12 protein-coding genes are annotated in these 16550 nt (G+C 68.6%); 4 read left to right on the forward strand and 8 right to left on the reverse strand.

The genetic code is table 11. The features are described 5' to 3' along the window. Positions 1–38: 38 nt before the first annotated feature. The 6 genes from NA4_RS33005 to NA4_RS33030 all read right to left on the reverse strand — a co-directional run bounded on the left by NA4_RS33005 (position 39) and on the right by NA4_RS33030 (position 6617). Complete coding sequence (locus NA4_RS33005; protein ID WP_067479160.1) at positions 39–1667, reverse strand: monocarboxylic acid transporter; 1629 nt, start codon at positions 1665–1667, stop codon at positions 39–41. Further along, positions 1664–2020, reverse strand: a complete 357-nt coding sequence (locus tag NA4_RS33010) for a DUF485 domain-containing protein (RefSeq protein WP_067479162.1) — start codon at positions 2018–2020, stop codon at positions 1664–1666. Before NA4_RS33010 ends, NA4_RS33005 begins: the two co-directional genes overlap by 4 nt. Before the next feature lie 194 nt (positions 2021–2214). Beyond that, positions 2215–3999: a sodium/solute symporter gene (locus tag NA4_RS33015; RefSeq protein ID WP_067479164.1), complete on the reverse strand. Its 1785-nt coding sequence runs from the start codon at positions 3997–3999 to the stop codon at positions 2215–2217. A gap of 247 nt (positions 4000–4246) precedes the next feature. Beyond that, positions 4247–4612: a hypothetical protein gene (locus tag NA4_RS33020; RefSeq protein ID WP_067479166.1), complete on the reverse strand. Its 366-nt coding sequence runs from the start codon at positions 4610–4612 to the stop codon at positions 4247–4249. After that, positions 4609–5397 (reverse strand): LytR/AlgR family response regulator transcription factor, encoded by a 789-nt coding sequence (locus NA4_RS33025; RefSeq protein WP_067479168.1) that lies wholly within the window; start codon positions 5395–5397, stop codon positions 4609–4611. The genes NA4_RS33020 and NA4_RS33025 overlap by 4 nt, the downstream gene beginning before the upstream one ends. A 32-nt stretch (positions 5398–5429) precedes the next feature. After that, positions 5430–6617: a sensor histidine kinase gene (locus NA4_RS33030; RefSeq protein WP_067479171.1), complete on the reverse strand. Its 1188-nt coding sequence runs from the start codon at positions 6615–6617 to the stop codon at positions 5430–5432. Positions 6618–6943: 326 nt separating this feature from the next. Between NA4_RS33030 and dnaE the strand changes: the two genes are divergently transcribed. Continuing rightward, entirely contained in the window at positions 6944–10492 is a 3549-nt protein-coding gene (dnaE, locus tag NA4_RS33035; RefSeq protein ID WP_084497680.1) for a DNA polymerase III subunit alpha, read from the forward strand. 74 nt (positions 10493–10566) lie between these two features. Here the strand turns inward: dnaE and NA4_RS33040 are convergent, their stop codons facing one another. Further along, the gene (locus NA4_RS33040) at positions 10567–11184 is read right to left on the reverse strand and encodes a class I SAM-dependent methyltransferase (RefSeq protein ID WP_067479173.1); all 618 of its coding nucleotides are present in this window, start codon (positions 11182–11184) and stop codon (positions 10567–10569) included. A gap of 112 nt (positions 11185–11296) precedes the next feature. On the opposite strand from NA4_RS33040, the gene NA4_RS33045 reads away from it, so the two are divergent. From NA4_RS33045 to NA4_RS33055, 3 genes are all read left to right on the forward strand, one after another. Next, entirely contained in the window at positions 11297–12436 is a 1140-nt protein-coding gene (locus NA4_RS33045) for an RNA-guided endonuclease InsQ/TnpB family protein (protein ID WP_067479175.1), read from the forward strand. Between the two features lie 19 nt (positions 12437–12455). Next, on the forward strand, positions 12456–14255 hold the full coding sequence (treZ, locus tag NA4_RS33050) for a malto-oligosyltrehalose trehalohydrolase (RefSeq protein ID WP_067479177.1): 1800 nt from the start codon (positions 12456–12458) through the stop codon (positions 14253–14255). Between the two features lie 113 nt (positions 14256–14368). Beyond that, complete coding sequence (locus NA4_RS33055; protein WP_067479179.1) at positions 14369–15619, forward strand: serine hydrolase domain-containing protein; 1251 nt, start codon at positions 14369–14371, stop codon at positions 15617–15619. Positions 15620–15641: 22 nt separating this feature from the next. Here the strand turns inward: NA4_RS33055 and NA4_RS33060 are convergent. Further along, positions 15642–16550, reverse strand: a 909-nt coding sequence (locus tag NA4_RS33060; protein WP_067479181.1) for a pyridoxal-phosphate dependent enzyme, incomplete at its 5' end; no start/stop codon positions are given.

Genomic DNA, 16550 nt, shown 5'->3' on the forward strand with positions numbered 1-16550 from the left:
GGCGGTGTTGTCGCGGTTGTCGGTGGTTGCGCTGGTCATCAGTGCACCACCGCCTTTTCGGCGCCGACACCGGTGAGCGAGCGGACCTCCATCTCTGCCGCCTTGGCAGGGTCCTCGGACTTGCCGCCGAGGAAGGTGCCGACAATGCCGAGCACGAAGGCCAATGGGATGGACACGATGCCCGGGTTGGACAGTGGGAACCAGTCGAAATCCGATCCCGGCAGCATGGCGGACTTGCTGCCCGAGACCGCGGGGGAGAACACGATCAGCACGATCGTCGAAATCAGCCCGCCGTACATGCTCCAGAGCGCGCCGGTGGTGTTGAACCGCCGCCAGAACAGCGAATACAGGATGGTCGGCAGATTCGCCGAGGCGGCGACCGCGAACGCCAGCGCGACCAGGAAGGCAACGTTCTGTCCGTTGGCCAGGATGCCCAGCGCGATGGCCAGCACGCCGATCACCACCGCCGTGATCCGGGAGACCCGAACCTGTTCGCGCTCACCGGCTTTGCCGCCCTTGATGACGTTGGCGTAGATGTCGTGCGCGAACGAGGCCGATGCGGTGATGGTCAGGCCGGCGACCACCGCGAGGATGGTGGCGAAGGCGACCGCGGAGATGATGCCGAGCAGCACCACGCCGCCGAGTTCGAAGGCCAGCAGCGGCGCCGCCGAATTCTGCCCGCCCGCGGCGGCCAGGATGCGGTCCGGCCCGACGATCGCGGCCGCGCCATAGCCGAGCACCAGCGTGAACAGGTAGAACGCGCCGATCAGGCCGATCGCCCAGACCACCGAGCGCCGCGCCTCTTTGGCGGTGGGCACGGTGTAGAAGCGCATCAGCACATGCGGCAGACCCGCGGTGCCGAGCACCAGGGCCAGCCCCAGGGACAGGAAGTTCAGCTTCGAGGTCTCGCTGCCGCCGTACTGCGCTCCCGGCGCGAGCACGTCGCGCGCGGCGACGGCCTTGCTCGCCGAATCGGAGACCGCGTTCTGCGCGGAGCCGAGGATGTCGGAGAAGTCGAATCCGAACTCGGCGAACACCATGACGGTCATCAGCGCCGCGCCCGCGATCAGCAGCACCGCTTTGATGATCTGCACCCACGTGGTGCCCTTCATGCCGCCGACCAGCACGTACACGATCATCAGCACGCCGACCACGGCGATCACCACCGACTGCCCGGTCTTGTCGGAGATGTCCAGCAGCAGCGCGACGAGCCCGCCCGCGCCCGCCATCTGCGCGAGCAGATAGAACAGCGACACCGTCAGCGTGGACAGCGCGGCCGCGGTGCGCACCGGTCCTTCCTTCAGCCGGAAGCTCAGCACGTCGGCCATGGTGAATTTGCCGGTGTTGCGCAGCATCTCGGCGACGAGCAGCAGCGCGACCAGCCAGGCGACCAGGAATCCGATGGAGTAGAGGAATCCGTCGTAGCCGTAGACCGCGATGGCGCCCGCGATGCCGAGAAAGCTCGCTGCCGAGAGGTAGTCGCCCGCGATGGCGATGCCGTTCTGCGGGCCGGAGAAACCGCGCCCGCCGGTGAAGTAGTCGGCGGCGCTGGCGTTGCTGCGGCTGGCCCGGACCACCACGACCATCGTGATCGCGACGAAGACGCCGAAGATGGCGATATTGGCGATCGGGTTGCCCACCGTCGCGGCGGCGGCGTAGGTGTTCACGCTCGGTCTCCCTCGAGGTAGTCGCGGATGGCCGCCGCGCGCGGGTCCAGTTCCCGGTTGGCGAACCGGACGTACAGGGCGGTGATGGCGAAGGTGGAGACGAATTGGCCCAGGCCGAACAGCAATCCGACGTTGACGTTGCCGAATACCGGGCGGCTCATGAAGTCGTGCGCGTAGGCGCCGAGCAGCACGTAACCGAGGTACCAGAGCAGGAACAGCGCGGTCATGGGAAAGACGAAGCGCCGCAGGCGGTTTCGTAGTTCCTGAAATTGCGGACTCGCCTGGACTTCGGCGAATTCCGCTGCGCTCGGCGCTCGCCTCGGTGCGAGCTTGTCGAGATCGGGACGGGTCATGATGGTCCTACCAAGTGACGTGGCTTACTTCCCGAGGACGGTAAACCGGGCCTGCGGACCGGCTGTAGGCTGTGGCGTGAGTCACTCTGTGAAGGTGGCCGAATATGCGGTGAGCGGTCGGTGCGGCGCGACGAACGGTCGCACCACGCAACCCTTCCCGCGCGACGCCGGGTAGGTGCGCGTGGCAAGGCGGGTCAGTCGGAGCGCAGGCTGCGCTCGCGATCCGCGCCCATCCCCAAGCGTTCCGGCGCGTGCATCCGGACGAAGATCCGGCCGACCGCTCTGCCGCCGAGCCCACGGGTGAACGCGCTGACCAGCACCATGCTGGCGAACGCCAACGGCACGCTGATCGCCGCGGGATAGCTCAGCAGCGCGGCAGGCCAGCCGTCGGCCACCTCGCCGGAGAACCCTCCGGTGACCGAGACGACCGTCGCCCCGCCGGCCGTGAGACCACCCGCCACCAATCCCGCCGCCGCACCCGCCGCGGTCAGCCCGCGCCACCAGATCCCCAGCACCAGCAGCGGACACAAGGTGGAGGCGGCCACCGCGAACGCCAACCCCACGGTGCGGGACAGATCCAGCGACGCGACGGTCAGCGACAGCGCCAGTGGCACCGCGCCCGCGGCCAGCGCCGCGGTGCGGAAATCGCGGATCCGGCCGCGCATCATGTCGGTGCTGAGCACGCCCGCGATGCTCACCAGCAGGCCCGACGAGGTGGACAGAAACGCGGCGATCGCGCCCGCCGCGGCCAGCGCCGCGAGCAACTGACCCGGCAGTCCGGCGACCACCGCCGCGGGCAGCAGCACGACCGCGGCATCGGAGGTGCCCGTGATCAGCAGCTGCGGCACGTACAGGCGCGCGAAGACGCCCAGCAGCACCGGGAACAGGTAGAACACTCCGACCAGGCCGATCACCGCCAGCGCCGTCGCCCTGGCGGCCCGCCCGTCCGGGTTGGTGTAGAAGCGCACCAGCACATGCGGCAGCCCCATGGTGCCGAGAAAGGTCGCGAGGATCAGCGAGTAGACCTGATAGGTCGGATGCGGCCCGCCCAGCCCGCCGCCCGGCGCCAGCCAGCCCGTCCCGTCCGCTGGCGCGCCCGCGACAACCGGCACCGCGGAGCCTGCCTCCAGCACCAGCTGGGTGCCCGCGGCCAGCTCGTGGGTGCCCGGTGTCAGCGGCACCGAGCCGTCGACCACGCGGTCGTCGAGAGTGCCGGTGATCGAAACCTGCTGTGCGGCGGCGACCCGCACCAGCACGTCGGTGCTCACCTCGACCGTGGTGCGTTCGGACACCACCGGCGGGGCCGGGGCGCCGAGTTCGCGTTCGTCGGCGAGGAAGTGCCCGAGCAGAACCAGCGCCGGGATCGCCACGGCGGTCAGCTTCAACCAGTACTGGAACGCCTGGACCAGGGTGATCGAGCGCATCCCGCCGCCGACCACGTTGGCGATCACGATCGCGCCTACCGCCACCGCGCCCACCCAGTCCGGCACGCCGAGCAGCAGGTGCAGCGTCAGCCCCGCTCCCTGGAACTGCGGGATCAGATACACCGCGCAGATGAGTACCACAACGGTGGCCGCCAGCCTGCGCAAACGCGGCGAGCCCAGCCGGAATTCGGCGAAGTCGGGCACCGTGTACGCGCCGGACCGGCGCAGGGGGGCGGCGACGAACAACAGCAGCGCAAGATATCCCGCGGTGAAGCCCACCGGATACCACAGCGCGTCCGCCCCGTACTTGGCGATCAGTCCGGCGACGCCGAGAAACGAAGCGGCCGAAAGATACTCGCCGGAAATGGCGGCGGCGTTCCAGCGTGGTCCGACGCTGCGCGAGGCGACCAGGAAGTCGGAGGTGGTGCGTGCGAGGCGCACGCCATACGCGCCGATCGCCACCGTAGCCAGCGCCGCGAGAACCAGCGCGGCCACGGTCAGCGCGGAGCCCGCGATCACGGCGCACCCGAGAGTGAACGGAAGGGTCCAGCACATGCCGAAACTCCTCCGGCAGTGTGCGCCTCACCCGTACCGCCGCGACGGCCGTGCTGCTCGTCCCCATGAGCGAGACCGGCGTGTGCCGAACTTCCAACCGGTGCTCGGGCAGCATTGCTCTGGTAGTCGGTGGCCCGCGCCGGGAGAGAGTGGCTGGCGTGTGCCGGAGTTTCTGCGGGTGCTCCGGCAGCATGGCCGCGGTGGCTGGTGGCCCGTCTTGCGCGGCTTGTTCGGGTCGAGCGCATTGTCAATCCTCGGCCAGTTCGAGGAAATCCTGTTCGTTGCGCTCGGCCAGCCGCACATAGATTCGGCCGATCACGAACAGCAGCGGGTACACCGCGCCGCCGAGCAGCAGCCACGGCAGCCGAATCCCCAGCACCTCCATCGATCCGATCGGCCCGGTCCGGAAAAGCATGGGCAGCGCGCACAGTCCGGCGATCGCCACCAGGCCCAATCTCAGCGCGAGCCCGAGTTGTGCGCGGATCAGGCCGCCGATGAGCGCCTCGCCGAATTCGGTCTGCTCGGCGACTTCCACCCGGGTGCGCACCCGCCGGGCTCCGCGCCGCTGCGAGAGCACGACGCGCTGGCGCACCGGACGCTGCGGCCCGGTCATGAGGTGCCCCGGTGCCGGTGGCGGTGCACCAACCGCTGTTTCAGCTCGCGCACTTGCCTGCGGCTGACCGGTAGTTCGACAGCCTGCGCCGCGCCCTCGGCGCGCAGGCACACCACGGTGCCGGTGCCCACCGTCCGCAGCCCGGTGACCAGCCGCAGCGCGACCAGATACGACCGGTGCACCCGCAGGAAGCCGGCGTCCTGCCAGCGGGATTCCAACGCCGACAACGGAATCCGCACCAGATGTGATCCGCCGCTGGTGTGCAGCCGGGCATAGTCCCCGTCGGCCTCCACCCAGCTGACGCTCGTGCGCGGCACCAGCGTGGTCACCCCGCCCAGCTCCACGGGGATGACCTCGCTCGGGTCGGTACGCGGATCGGCGGCGGGCTGGTGTGGCGCGCTGCGGGCCGCGGCGATCCGCCGCACCGCCTCGGCGAGACGCGCTTCGCGCAGCGGCTTGAGCAGATAGTCCACCGCGCCCAGGTCGAATGCCGAGATCGCGCGGTCGTCGTGTGCCGTCACGAAGACCACCGCGGGCGGGCTGGCGAACTCCGAGAGGATTCCGGCCAGCTCCATCCCGTCCAGTCCCGGCATGTTGATATCCAGGAACACCGCGTCGACCGGATGCGCCCGCAGCATCCGCAGCGCGCTGGTGGCGTCGCCCGCGGCGTGGATCTCGCCGATCTCGGCCCGCGCGCGCAGCAGGTACACCAGCTCGTCCAGAGCGGGTTTCTCATCGTCCACGGCGAGCACGCGCAGCGCCGACTTGCTGGTAACGCGGGTCACAACCGCTCCATCGTAAGGGGCCGCTGGTCTGCTCAGGCCCGGATGCCCGCGCGGAACTTGGGGACGCGCAAGCTGACCTTCGTGCCCGCGCCGGGCGCGGTCTCCACGACCAAGCCGTAGTCGTCGCCGAAGGCCGCGCGCAGCCGGTCGTCGACGTTGGCCAGTCCGATATGGGCCGACTCGCCGGAGCCCGCTCCGGTGCCGACCGCATCGAGCTCGCCGGAGCGCAACAGGTCCGGGTCCATGCCGACGCCGTCGTCCTCGACGCTGATCACGCAGTCGGTGCCCGCGTCGGTGGCGACGATGCTGACGGTGCCGCCGTCCGCGGTGCCCGTCAGACCGTGCCGGACCGCGTTCTCCACCAGCGGCTGCAGTGCCAGAAACGGCAGGACCACGCCGAGCACCTCGGGCGCGATGCGCAGCCGGACCTGCAACGCGTCGCCGAAACGCGCCCGCTCGAGTGCGAGGTAACGCTCGATGTTGCGCAGTTCATCGGCCAGCACCGTGAACTCGCCTGCGGCGCGGAAGGAATACCTGGTGAAGTCGGCGAACTCCAGGATGAGCTCGCGGGCGCGCGCCGGATCGGTGCGGACGAACGAGGCGATCGTGTTCAGCGCGTTGTAGATGAAATGCGGGCTGATCTGCGCTCGCAGCGCGCGCACTTCCGCGCGATCCAGCCGGGCTCGCGACGCGTCCAGCTCGGCCAATTCCAACTGACCGCAGGCGTAGCGCGCCACCTCCGCGACCGCCCCGAGCCGTCCGGGCACGGGCGGTCCGGTGCTCACCACGCCGAGTACCCCGGCCACCCCGGTGGATTCGATCAGCAGTGGCTGCGCGATCAGGGCGCGCCCGGCGTGCTCACCGCGCCCGGGTCCCGCGACGAGCACCGGGCGCTCGCTCGCGACGGCGCGCTCGGCCGCCTCGGCGAAGTATTCGGCCAGTTCGGCATGGGGCCCCTCCCAGACCAGCAGCGTTCCATCGGGATCGGCCAGCGCGAGCGATTCGGCGCCGGTGAGCGTGCGCAGGTGCGGCGCCGCCTCCCGCGCGGACCGCTCGGTCAGCCCCCGGCGCAGTGGTACCGCCGCCAGCGACGCGGTGTGCAGCGCGGAGTGCACCGCCCGCTCGGCGGGGGTGGTCACCACTCTGCGAGTGCGCGACCAGATCAGCAGCGCACCCGCGATCAGCGCCGCCGCGGCCACGACGGCGAGTGCGGTGGTCATGGCGGGCTTCGGCGCGGGCGGTCCATGGGCCGATTATGGCGTCGAGGAGCTCCGTGCGCGCTTCGGCGTCGGGCCGGACACCGAAACCCGCGCGCGGTCCGGCCACCTGCATGGGCATGTTCGGCCGCATTCCCACCTACCGGCGCGACCCGACACTCGCGGAAATCGGACGCTCACACGGCGAGTCGCCAGGACGCGCCGCTGGTCGTTTCCACCGACACGCCGGGCGCGGTCCGGATGCCAGCGCGCCGTGGAAAACCCGTCGGTGGGCACCCCTAGAATCGGTCCAGCCAACCCCCGTCGAGACCTTGGGAGGAAGGACCGTCTTGGCCGCCTCGTCCGGATCGTTCGTCCATCTGCACAACCACACCGAGTACTCCATGCTCGATGGCGCCGCCAAGATCTCTCCCTTGTTCACCGAGGCGAAACGGCTGGGGATGAACGCGGTCGGGATGACCGACCACGGCAACATGTATGGGGCGTCGGAGTTCTACAACTCCGCCAAGAAACACGACATCAAGCCGATCATCGGCATCGAGGCCTACATCGCGCCCGGCTCCCGGTTCGACACCAAGCGTGTGCAGTGGGGCGATCCGAGCCAGAAGGGCGACGACGTCTCCGGCTCGGGCGCCTACACGCACATGACCATGGTCGCCGAGAACGCCACCGGTCTGCGCAACCTGTTCAAGCTGTCGTCCTTGGCCTCCATCGAGGGCCAGCTCGGCAAGTGGGCGCGCATGGACGCGGAGATCATCGCCCAGTACGCCGAAGGCATCATCGCGACCACCGGCTGCCCCTCCGGTGAGGTGCAGACCCGGTTGCGCCTCGGCCACGACCGCGAGGCGCTGGAGGCGGCGGCCAAATGGCAGGAGATCTTCGGCAAGGACAATTTCTTCCTCGAGGTGATGGACCACGGGTTGTCCATCGAGCGCCGGGTCCGCGAGGGATTGCTGAACGTCGGTAAGCAGCTGGGCATTCCGCCGCTGGCCACGAACGACTGCCACTACGTCACGAAGGATCAGTCCGCCAACCACGAGGCGCTGCTGTGTGTGCAAACCGGCAAGACGCTGTCCGACCCCACCCGATTCAAGTTCGACGGTGACGGCTACTACCTGAAGTCCGCCGAGGAGATGCGCGCGCTCTGGGAAGCCGAGGTGCCCGGCGCGTGCGACAGCACGGTGCTGATCGGCGAGCGGGTCCAGTCCTACGACGACGTGTGGGCCTTCAAGGACCGCATGCCGATCTTCCCGGTGCCCGAGGGCGAGGACCAGGATTCCTGGCTGCGCAAGGAGGTCGAGCGCGGCCTGCGGCGCCGGTTCCCCGGCGGGGTGCCCGAGGAGTACTTCACCCGCGCCTACTACGAACTCGACGTCATCAAGCAGAAGGGGTTCCCGGCTTACTTCCTCGTGGTCGGCGACCTCGTGTCGCACGCGCGGGAGGTCGGCATCCGCGTCGGCCCCGGCCGTGGTTCGGCGGCCGGGTCGCTGGTGGCCTACGCGCTCGGCATCACCAACATCGATCCGCTGCCGCACGGCCTGCTGTTCGAGCGGTTCCTCAACCCGGAGCGCCCGTCCGCGCCCGATATCGATATCGACTTCGACGATCGCCGCCGCGGTGAGATGGTCCGCTACGCCACCGAGAAGTGGGGCAGCGACCGGGTCGCCCAGGTGATCACCTTCGGCACCATCAAGACCAAGGCCGCGATCAAGGACTCCGCCCGGGTCCAGTTCGGCCAGCCCGGTTTCGCCATCGCCGACCAGATCTCCAAGGCGCTCCCGCCGCCGATCATGGCCAAGGACATTCCGCTGTCGGGCATCATGGACCCCGACCACGAGCGGTACAAGGAGGCCGCCGAGGTCCGCGAGCTCATCGGCAGCAATCCCGATGTCGCCAAGATCTACGAGACCGCGCGCGGACTCGAGGGCCTGATCCGCAACGCGGGCGTGCACGCCTGCGCGGTGATCATGTCCTCCGAGCCGCTGATGGACGCCATCCCGGTGTGGCGGCGGCCCCAGGACGGCGCGATCATCACCGGCTGGGACTACCCGTCCTGCGAGGCCATCGGCCTGCTGAAAATGGACTTCCTCGGCCTGCGCAACCTCACCGTGATCGGTGACGCGCTGGACAACATCAAGGCCAACCGCGGCATCGACCTGGACATGGACAACCTGCCGCTGGACGATCCCGCGACCTACGAATTGCTTTCCCGCGGCGACACTCTCGGCGTCTTCCAGCTCGACGGCGGCCCCATGCGCGACCTGCTGCGCCGCATGCAGCCCACCGGCTTCAACGACATCGTGGCCGTGCTCGCGCTCTACCGTCCCGGCCCGATGGGCATGAACGCGCACAACGATTACGCCGACCGCAAGAACGGACGGCAGCCGATCACGCCGATCCATCCCGAGCTGGAGGAGCCGCTCAAAGAGATCCTCGCCGAGACCTACGGCCTGATCGTCTACCAAGAGCAGATCATGTTCATCGCGCAGAAGGTCGCCTCCTACTCGATGGGTAAGGCCGACGCGCTGCGCAAGGCGATGGGTAAGAAGAAACTCGAAGTCCTCGAGGCCGAGTACAAGGGCTTCCACGAGGGCATGACCGCGAACGGGTTCTCCGAGGGCGCGGTGAAGGCGCTGTGGGACACCATCCTTCCGTTCGCCGGTTACGCGTTCAACAAGTCGCATGCCGCCGGCTACGGCCTCGTCTCGTTCTGGACCGCCTACCTCAAGGCCAACTATCCGGCCGAGTACATGGCGGGCCTGCTCACCTCCGTCGGCGACGACAAGGACAAGGCCGCGGTCTACCTCGCGGACTGCCGCCGCCTCGGCATCACCGTGCTGCCACCGGACGTCAACGAGTCCGAGCAGAACTTCGCTTCCGTCGGCAAGGACATCCGCTTCGGTCTCGGCGCGGTGCGCAACGTCGGTGCGAACGTGGTGGCCTCGATCATCCAGGCGCGCAAGGAGAAATCGAAGTTCACCGACTTCTCCGACTACCTGAACAAGATCGACGCGATCGCGGCGAGCAAGAAGGTCACCGAATCGCTCATCAAGGCGGGCGGGTTCGACTCCCTCGAACACCCGCGCAAGGGCTTGATGCTGATCCATTCCGATGCCATCGACGCGGTGATGGCCACCAAGAAGGCCGAGGCGATTGGCCAATTCGACCTGTTCGGCGGCTTGGACGCGGACGAGTCGGTGACCTCGGTGTTCAACGTGAAGGTGCCCGACGAGGAGTGGGAGGCCAAACACCGGCTCGCGCTGGAGCGGGAGATGCTGGGGCTGTACGTGTCCGGGCATCCGCTCAATGGAGTCGAGCATGTCCTTGCGGCGCAAGCGGATACGCAGATCCCGGCGATCCTGGAAGGAGATGTCAAGGACGGCACGCAGGTGACCGTCGGCGGCATTCTTGCCTCGGTCAACCGGCGTATCAACAAGAACGGCTTGGCCTGGGCGTCGGCGCAGCTGGAGGACCTCACCGGTGGCATCGAGGTGCTGTTCTTCCCGCAGGCGTACTCGGTCTACGGCATGGACGTCGTCGAGGACGCCGTGGTGCTGGTGAAGGCGCGCGTCTCGGTCCGCGACGACCGGATCTCGCTGATCGCCAACGATCTCGCGGTGCCCGACCTGTCCGCGGTCGGCGTCGCCAAGCCGCTTGCGGTCACCATCACCACCCGGATGTGCACGCCGGACAAGATCGGCGAACTCAAGCGGGTCCTGTCCCGGCACCCCGGCACCTCGGATGTCCATATCCGCCATGTCGGCGCCCGGGACAAGACCACGCTGTGGAAACTGGACGATCGCCTGCGCGTCTCGCCGTCGTCAGCCCTGATGGGCGACCTGAAGGCGCTGCTCGGCCCGAGCTGCCTGGCCAGCTGACGGATGGGTTGATGTCGCCGTACCGGTACAGGGAAGATCGCCGGTGCCCCGGAACCCGTTTTGCCGTTCAGCCCTCACGGTGAGACCGCGACGCCGAGCGTCTGCGCGACCAGGAATCGGGGGGCGTCTTCCCCGTAGAACGACTCGGCGTCGCGGATCTCGAAACCGGCGGAGGTCAGTAGGCCGCGGATGTCTCGGTTCAGGTGGCAGCCGCCGAACAGCCGTTTCTGCACCGGGTTCAGCCGGTTCTGCCAGACCTGCACCTTGTGGTCCGGTGCGAGCCCGTGCTCGACGAACTGCAGTGTTCCGCCCGGCACCAGCACTCGGCGCACCTCGGCCAGAGCGGTCGCGATGTCGGGGATGGTGCACATCGTCCAGGTCGACAACGCGCAGTCGAAGGAGTCGTCCGGGAAGGGGAGTGCCTGCCCGTCCAGCCCCGCGCGATCGATCGGCACGGTGGAGGCGGCGACGCGCTTGGTCGCCAGCCGCCACCCGAGATCGGCGGGCTCGACCGCGCTGACCGACGTGACCGCCGCCGGGTAGAACGGCACATTGAGCCCCGATCCGAACCCGATCTCCACCACGCGTCCATGCAGCCCGCCGCAGACGCGCTCACGCAGCGGTTTGTTGACCCGCATCCCGCAGGCAACGTTCACGATCCGCGGGAGGACCCGCTCGCCGTAGATACCCACACACCCACTTTCGCAGGGATTTCGCACCCTGGCCAGACGCGTGACCGAACTGTCTGGCCGGGTGTCCGTCAGTGAGCGACCTGTGACATATTAACATGCTATCGTGTCAATCATGCGTTCGAAGGTGGTGAGGCGGGCCTACAAGTACCGCTTCTATCCCACAGGCGAGCAGTGCGAGCAGCTCGCTCGCACCTTCGGCTGCGTCCGCTACGTGTACAACCGGGCATTGGCGGAGCGTTCACGGGCGTGGATGCAGCAGCGCAGGATCAGCTATGCCGAATCCGACAAAATGCTCACGCAGTGGAAACGTGACCCCGACACCCATTGGCTTACCGAGCCGTCCAAGGGGCCACTGCAAGCGGCGCTGCGGAACCTGCAAAGCGCCTACGACAAGTTCTGGCGTAAGCAGGCCGGTTACCCCCAGTTCAAGAAGAAAGGCCGCTCCAAGGAATCGGCGACCTACTTCTCGAACTGCTTCACCTACCGGGACGGGCGGATCAGACTCGCCAAACAATCCGAGCCGCTGGACATCCGTTGGTCGCGGCCGCTGCCTGATGGCGCATCACCTTCGCAGGTCACGGTGTCGAAGGATGCGTGTGGCCGTTACCACATTTCGATCCTGGTAGAGGAAACGATCATCGAGCACGTGCCGACCGGTAGTGCTATTGGCGTGGACGCGGGAATCACGAGCCTCTACACCTTCTCCACTGGGGAGAAGGTGTCGAATCCGCGGCACGAGAAGCGCGACCGGGAGCGGCTCGCGAAGGCTCAGCGCGCCCTCTTCAGGAAGCAGCGGGGCTCGCAGAACCGGGCGAAAGCCAGGCTCAGGGTCGCGAGAATCCATGCCCGGATCGCCGACCGGCGCCGAGACCATTTACACAAGCTCTCAACTCGGGTGGTGCGCGAGAACCAAGTGATCGCCATCGAGGACTTGAGTGTGCGGAACATGGTCCGCAATCGGTCGTTGGCTCGCGCCATCTCCGACGCGAGCTGGTCGCAACTCCGGTCGATGCTCGAGTACAAGGCGGGCTGGTACGGCAGGAGGATCGTTGCTGTCGACCGATTTCATCCGTCGTCGAAAATGTGCTCGACATGCGGGCGCATCAATGCAGCGATGCCGCTTCATGTGCGCGAGTGGACATGCCCGTGCGGGGCGTTTCACGACCGAGACGTGAACGCGGCCAAGAACATCAAAGCCGCCGGGCTGGCGGTTCTTGCCTGCGGAGATGGTGTGAGACCGCCCCGCAGCTGATGCTGGGAGGCAACTGTCGATGAACCAGGAAACTCCCGCTCGCGAGGGTGGGAATCTCCGCCCTTCAGGACGGAGAGAGGTCAATGTGTTCGAGGTGTGGGCGCCGCGGCCGGGGTTGGTGCGGCTCGACCTGGACGGCGTGGTCCACCCGATGACGCGGTCGCCGGATGGCTGGTGGCGTGCCGATGTCGCGGCCGTGAGCGGAGCCAGGTACGGGTTCCTGCTCGACGACGACCCCACCGTGCTGCCCGACCCCCGCTCGCCGCGTCAGCCCGGCGGGGTGCATGCCCGTTCGGCCCTGCACACCGTCGATCCGGCGGCGTGGACCGACGCGGGCTGGACCGGCCGGCCGCTGGCCGGAGCGGTCTACTACGAACTGCACATCGGGACCTTCACCGCGGCGGGCACCTTCGACGCCGCGATCGAGCGGCTCGACCACCTGGTCGAGCTGGGCGTCACCGTGGTCGAGGTGATGCCGGTGAACGCCTTCGACGGCACCCACAACTGGGGCTACGACGGTGTGCACTGGTACGCGGTGCAGGAGAGCTACGGCGGCCCCGACGGCCTGCAGCGGTTCGTGAACGCCTGCCATGTCCGCGGGCTGGCGGTCTGCCTGGACGTCGTCTACAACCATCTCGGCCCGTCCGGCAACTACCTGCCGCGCTTCGCGCCGTATCTCACCGAGGGCCGCAACACCTGGGGGCAGAGCCTCAACCTGGACGGCCCGCAGTCCGATCACGTGCGCGCGCACATCATCGACAACGCATTGCGCTGGCTGCGCGATTTCCATATCGACGCCCTGCGCCTGGACGCGGTGCACGCCCTGGTCGACCGGACCGCCACGCACCTGCTCGCCGAACTGGCCGTGGCCACCGAACGCCTCGCCGCCCACGTGCGCAGGCCGCTGACGCTGATCGCGGAGAGCGATCTGAACGACCCGAGACTGATCACCCCGCGCGCGGCAGGCGGCTACGGGCTGACCGCGCAGTGGAACGACGACCTGCATCACGCCGTCCACAGCGCCGTCTCCGGCGAACGGCAGGGCTACTATGCCGACTTCGGCTCGCTGCGCTGTCTGGCTCAGACGCTCACGCACGGATTCTTCCACGCCGCAACGTATTCCAGCTTCCGCGGCCGCACACACGGCCGCCCGATCGATCCCGCCCTGGTCCCGGGCAGCGCGCTGCTGGCCTACACCTGCAGTCACGACCAGATCGGCAACCGAGCCCTCGGCGACCGGCCGAGTGCCTACCTGACCGATGGCCAGCTGGCGATCAAAGCCGCACTGGTGCTGTGCTCGCCGTTCACGCCGATGCTGTTCATGGGAGAGGAGTGGGGCGCCCGCACGCCGTTCCAGTTCTTCACCTCGCACACCGATCCGGTGATCGCCGCCGCGACCGCCGCCGGGCGCAAGGACGAGTTCGCCGAACACGGCTGGCCCACCGACGAGGTGCCCGACCCGCAGGACCCTTGGACCTTCCGGCGCTCGAAGCTGGACTGGGACGAACTCGGGAAACCGGCCTGCGCGCGGCTGCTGTCCTGCTACCGCGCCCTGCTCGCGGTGCGCAGGGAGCGGGCGGAGCTCAGTGACCCCCGGCTGACCCATGTTTCGGTGGATTACGACGAGGTCGCGCGCTGGGTCGTCGTGCATCGCGGCACGCTGGCTCTGGTGTGCAATCTGGGTGAGGACCAGGTCGCCGTGCCGGTCGCGGGCTTGCCGCTGCTGTCCTGGGAATCTCCGACCGTGGGCCCTTCTGCGACAACCGTTCCCGGCCATTCGTTCACGCTGCTGGAAACGGCGCCGCCGGAGCCGCGATGACGCCGGTGGAATGGCAAGAACCGGCCCCTATCTGGGCATTTGTTACATAACGTACTCGCAACTGTCCGAGACAGGGCTTTGCCGGATGCGATCCACGGCATTACCGTGGAGGAATGAGCAACGTCGCTCCCGGGGACCTTGCGGTTCTTCCCCCGGGCATGGGTGGCAGCGCTGCCGCCGAATTCGCACCTTTCGTGCGTGCTTTCGCGCGGGCATTCGGCAACCGCCGCGGTGCGGGAGCGGCGTTCTCGCTGCACCGGTACGGCGAGCCGCTGGTGGACATCTGGGTCGGCTCCGCAGGCGACGCTCCGTGGACCAGGGACACCGGCACCATCATCTTCTCCGCCACCAAGGGCATCTCCGCCACGGTCGTGCACCGTCTCGCCGACCGCGGATTGCTCGACTATTCCGCCCCGGTCGCCGAGTATTGGCCGGAGTTCCGGGCCAATGGCAAACACAAGATCACCGTTCGCCAGCTCATGACCCACCGCGCAGGGTTGTCCGCGCTGGCTCCGATCGCCACCGGCCTGACCGAAGTGCTGGATCACCGGCTCATGGAGCAGCGCTTGGCCGCGGCGAAGCCGGACCGTTTGCTCGGTGTTCCCACCTACCACGCGCTCACCTTCGGCTGGCTGGTCGCGGGCCTGGCCCGCGCGATCACCGGCATCAGCCTGGGCGAGCTGATCCGCACCGAGGTCGCCGAGCCGCTCGGCATCGCCGATGGCCTGCACCTGGGCAGGCCGCCCGCGGACGCGTCGATCAGCTACGCACCGCTGGCCGGCACCCGCCTGGGCCTGGCCGGCAAGCCGCTCGGCGCAGCGGTTCTCGGCCGCAGCCATCGGATTCCCGGCGCGCTCGGCGCCGCCACACGATGCCTGTTCCTGCCCGGCCTGGAGGCGATCCTGGAGGGTGCGAATCCGCCGATCTTGGACACCGAGCTGGGCGCGGGCAACGGTGTGTGCACCGCCCCCGCACTGGCCAGGATGTACAGCGCGCTCGCCAACGACGGCGAGCTGGGCGGCCGCAGGTTCCTCGGCGCGCGCACCATGAAGGCGCTGCGCCGCATCGAGACCTACCAGCCCGACCGCGCGCTGTTCTACGCGCCGATGCTGTGGCGCCTGGGCTACCACTCGCTGCCGATGCCCGGCGCGCACGCCGGGTTCGGGCACATCGGCCTCGGCGGCTCGTTCGGCTGGGCCGAACCGCGGCTGGGTCTGTCGGTCGGATTCGTGCACAACCGGCTCTCCGCAGGTCAGCTGCATTACGACCAGTCGGCCGCCTTCTGGCTGCTACCGCTCATGCTGAACTGCCTGCGCGCGGCACGCCGCCGCGTCCCGGCAACGGAGACGCCGAAGGCGGCCTGAGGCCCGGAGCGCTCCGGCCGACTCAGGTCAGGTAGCGGTAGGCGGGCGAGTCCGGCTCGAGGCGCTCGCACTGGATCGGGGACTGCCGCATCCGTTCCAGCAGCGGCTCGAGCCCGTTCGGTGCGCCCAGTTCGATGCCGACCAGCGCGGCGCCCGTCTCGCGGTTGTTGCGCTTGACGTACTCGAACATCGTGATGTCGTCGTCGGGGCCGAGCACCTCGTCGAGGAAGCGGCGTAGCGCGCCGGGCTCCTGTGGGAAGTCCACCAGGAAGTAGTGCTTGAGGCCGCGATGCACGAGCGAGCGCTCGATGATCTCGCCGTAGCGGGACACGTCGTTGTTGCCGCCGGACACCAGGCACACCACCGTCGACCCCGGCTCGACGGTGATCTCGGTCAGTGCCGTCACGGTGAGCGCGCCCGCGGGTTCGGCGATGATGCCCTCGTTCTGGTACAGGTCGAGCATGGTCGTGCAGATCGCGCCCTCGTCGACCTGCATCATCTGGAAAGCGCCTGCGCCCTTGGGGTATTCGGCGGTGGTCAGCAGCGGCAGCGAGGCGTGCGAGACCACCCGCCCGCCGAAGCCGGACACCGCGGCGAACGGCACCGAGCCGACCCGCCGCACCGCGGCGCCGTCCACGAACGGATCGATCTCCGGCAGCGTCACCGGGCCGCCGGCCACCAACGCGGCCGTCATCGAGGCCGCGCCCGCGGGCTCCACGCCGAGGATGCCGGTGCGGGGGGATCGTTCGCGCAGGTAGGTGCCGATGCCAGCGAGGCAGCCGCCGCCGCCCACCGGCACGATCACCAGGTCGGGGGAGTTGCCGAGCTGGTCCAGGATCTCCGCGGCGATGGTGCCCTGACCGGCCGCCGTGCGCGCGTCGTCGAAGGGCGGCACCATGGTCGCGCCGGTGCGCGCCACGTCGTCGGCGGC

This window comes from Nocardia amamiensis NBRC 102102 (assembly GCF_001612745.1).
GTDB lineage: Bacteria > Actinomycetota > Actinomycetes > Mycobacteriales > Mycobacteriaceae > Nocardia > Nocardia amamiensis.

What these genes read in the sequence shown, in the direction of transcription:
- NA4_RS33010 (WP_067479162.1), bottom strand. Translation starts at nt 2,020, where the DNA reads ATGACCCGTCCCGATCTCGACAAGCTCGCACCGAGGCGAGCGCCGAGC.
- NA4_RS33015 (WP_067479164.1), bottom strand. Translation starts at nt 3,999, where the DNA reads ATGTGCTGGACCCTTCCGTTCACTCTCGGGTGCGCCGTGATCGCGGGC.
- NA4_RS33020 (WP_067479166.1), bottom strand. Translation starts at nt 4,612, where the DNA reads ATGACCGGGCCGCAGCGTCCGGTGCGCCAGCGCGTCGTGCTCTCGCAG.
- NA4_RS33030 (WP_067479171.1), bottom strand. Translation starts at nt 6,617, where the DNA reads ATGACCACCGCACTCGCCGTCGTGGCCGCGGCGGCGCTGATCGCGGGT.
- NA4_RS33045 (WP_067479175.1), top strand. Translation starts at nt 11,297, where the DNA reads ATGCGTTCGAAGGTGGTGAGGCGGGCCTACAAGTACCGCTTCTATCCC.
- treZ (WP_067479177.1), top strand. Translation starts at nt 12,456, where the DNA reads ATGAACCAGGAAACTCCCGCTCGCGAGGGTGGGAATCTCCGCCCTTCA.
- NA4_RS33055 (WP_067479179.1), top strand. Translation starts at nt 14,369, where the DNA reads ATGAGCAACGTCGCTCCCGGGGACCTTGCGGTTCTTCCCCCGGGCATG.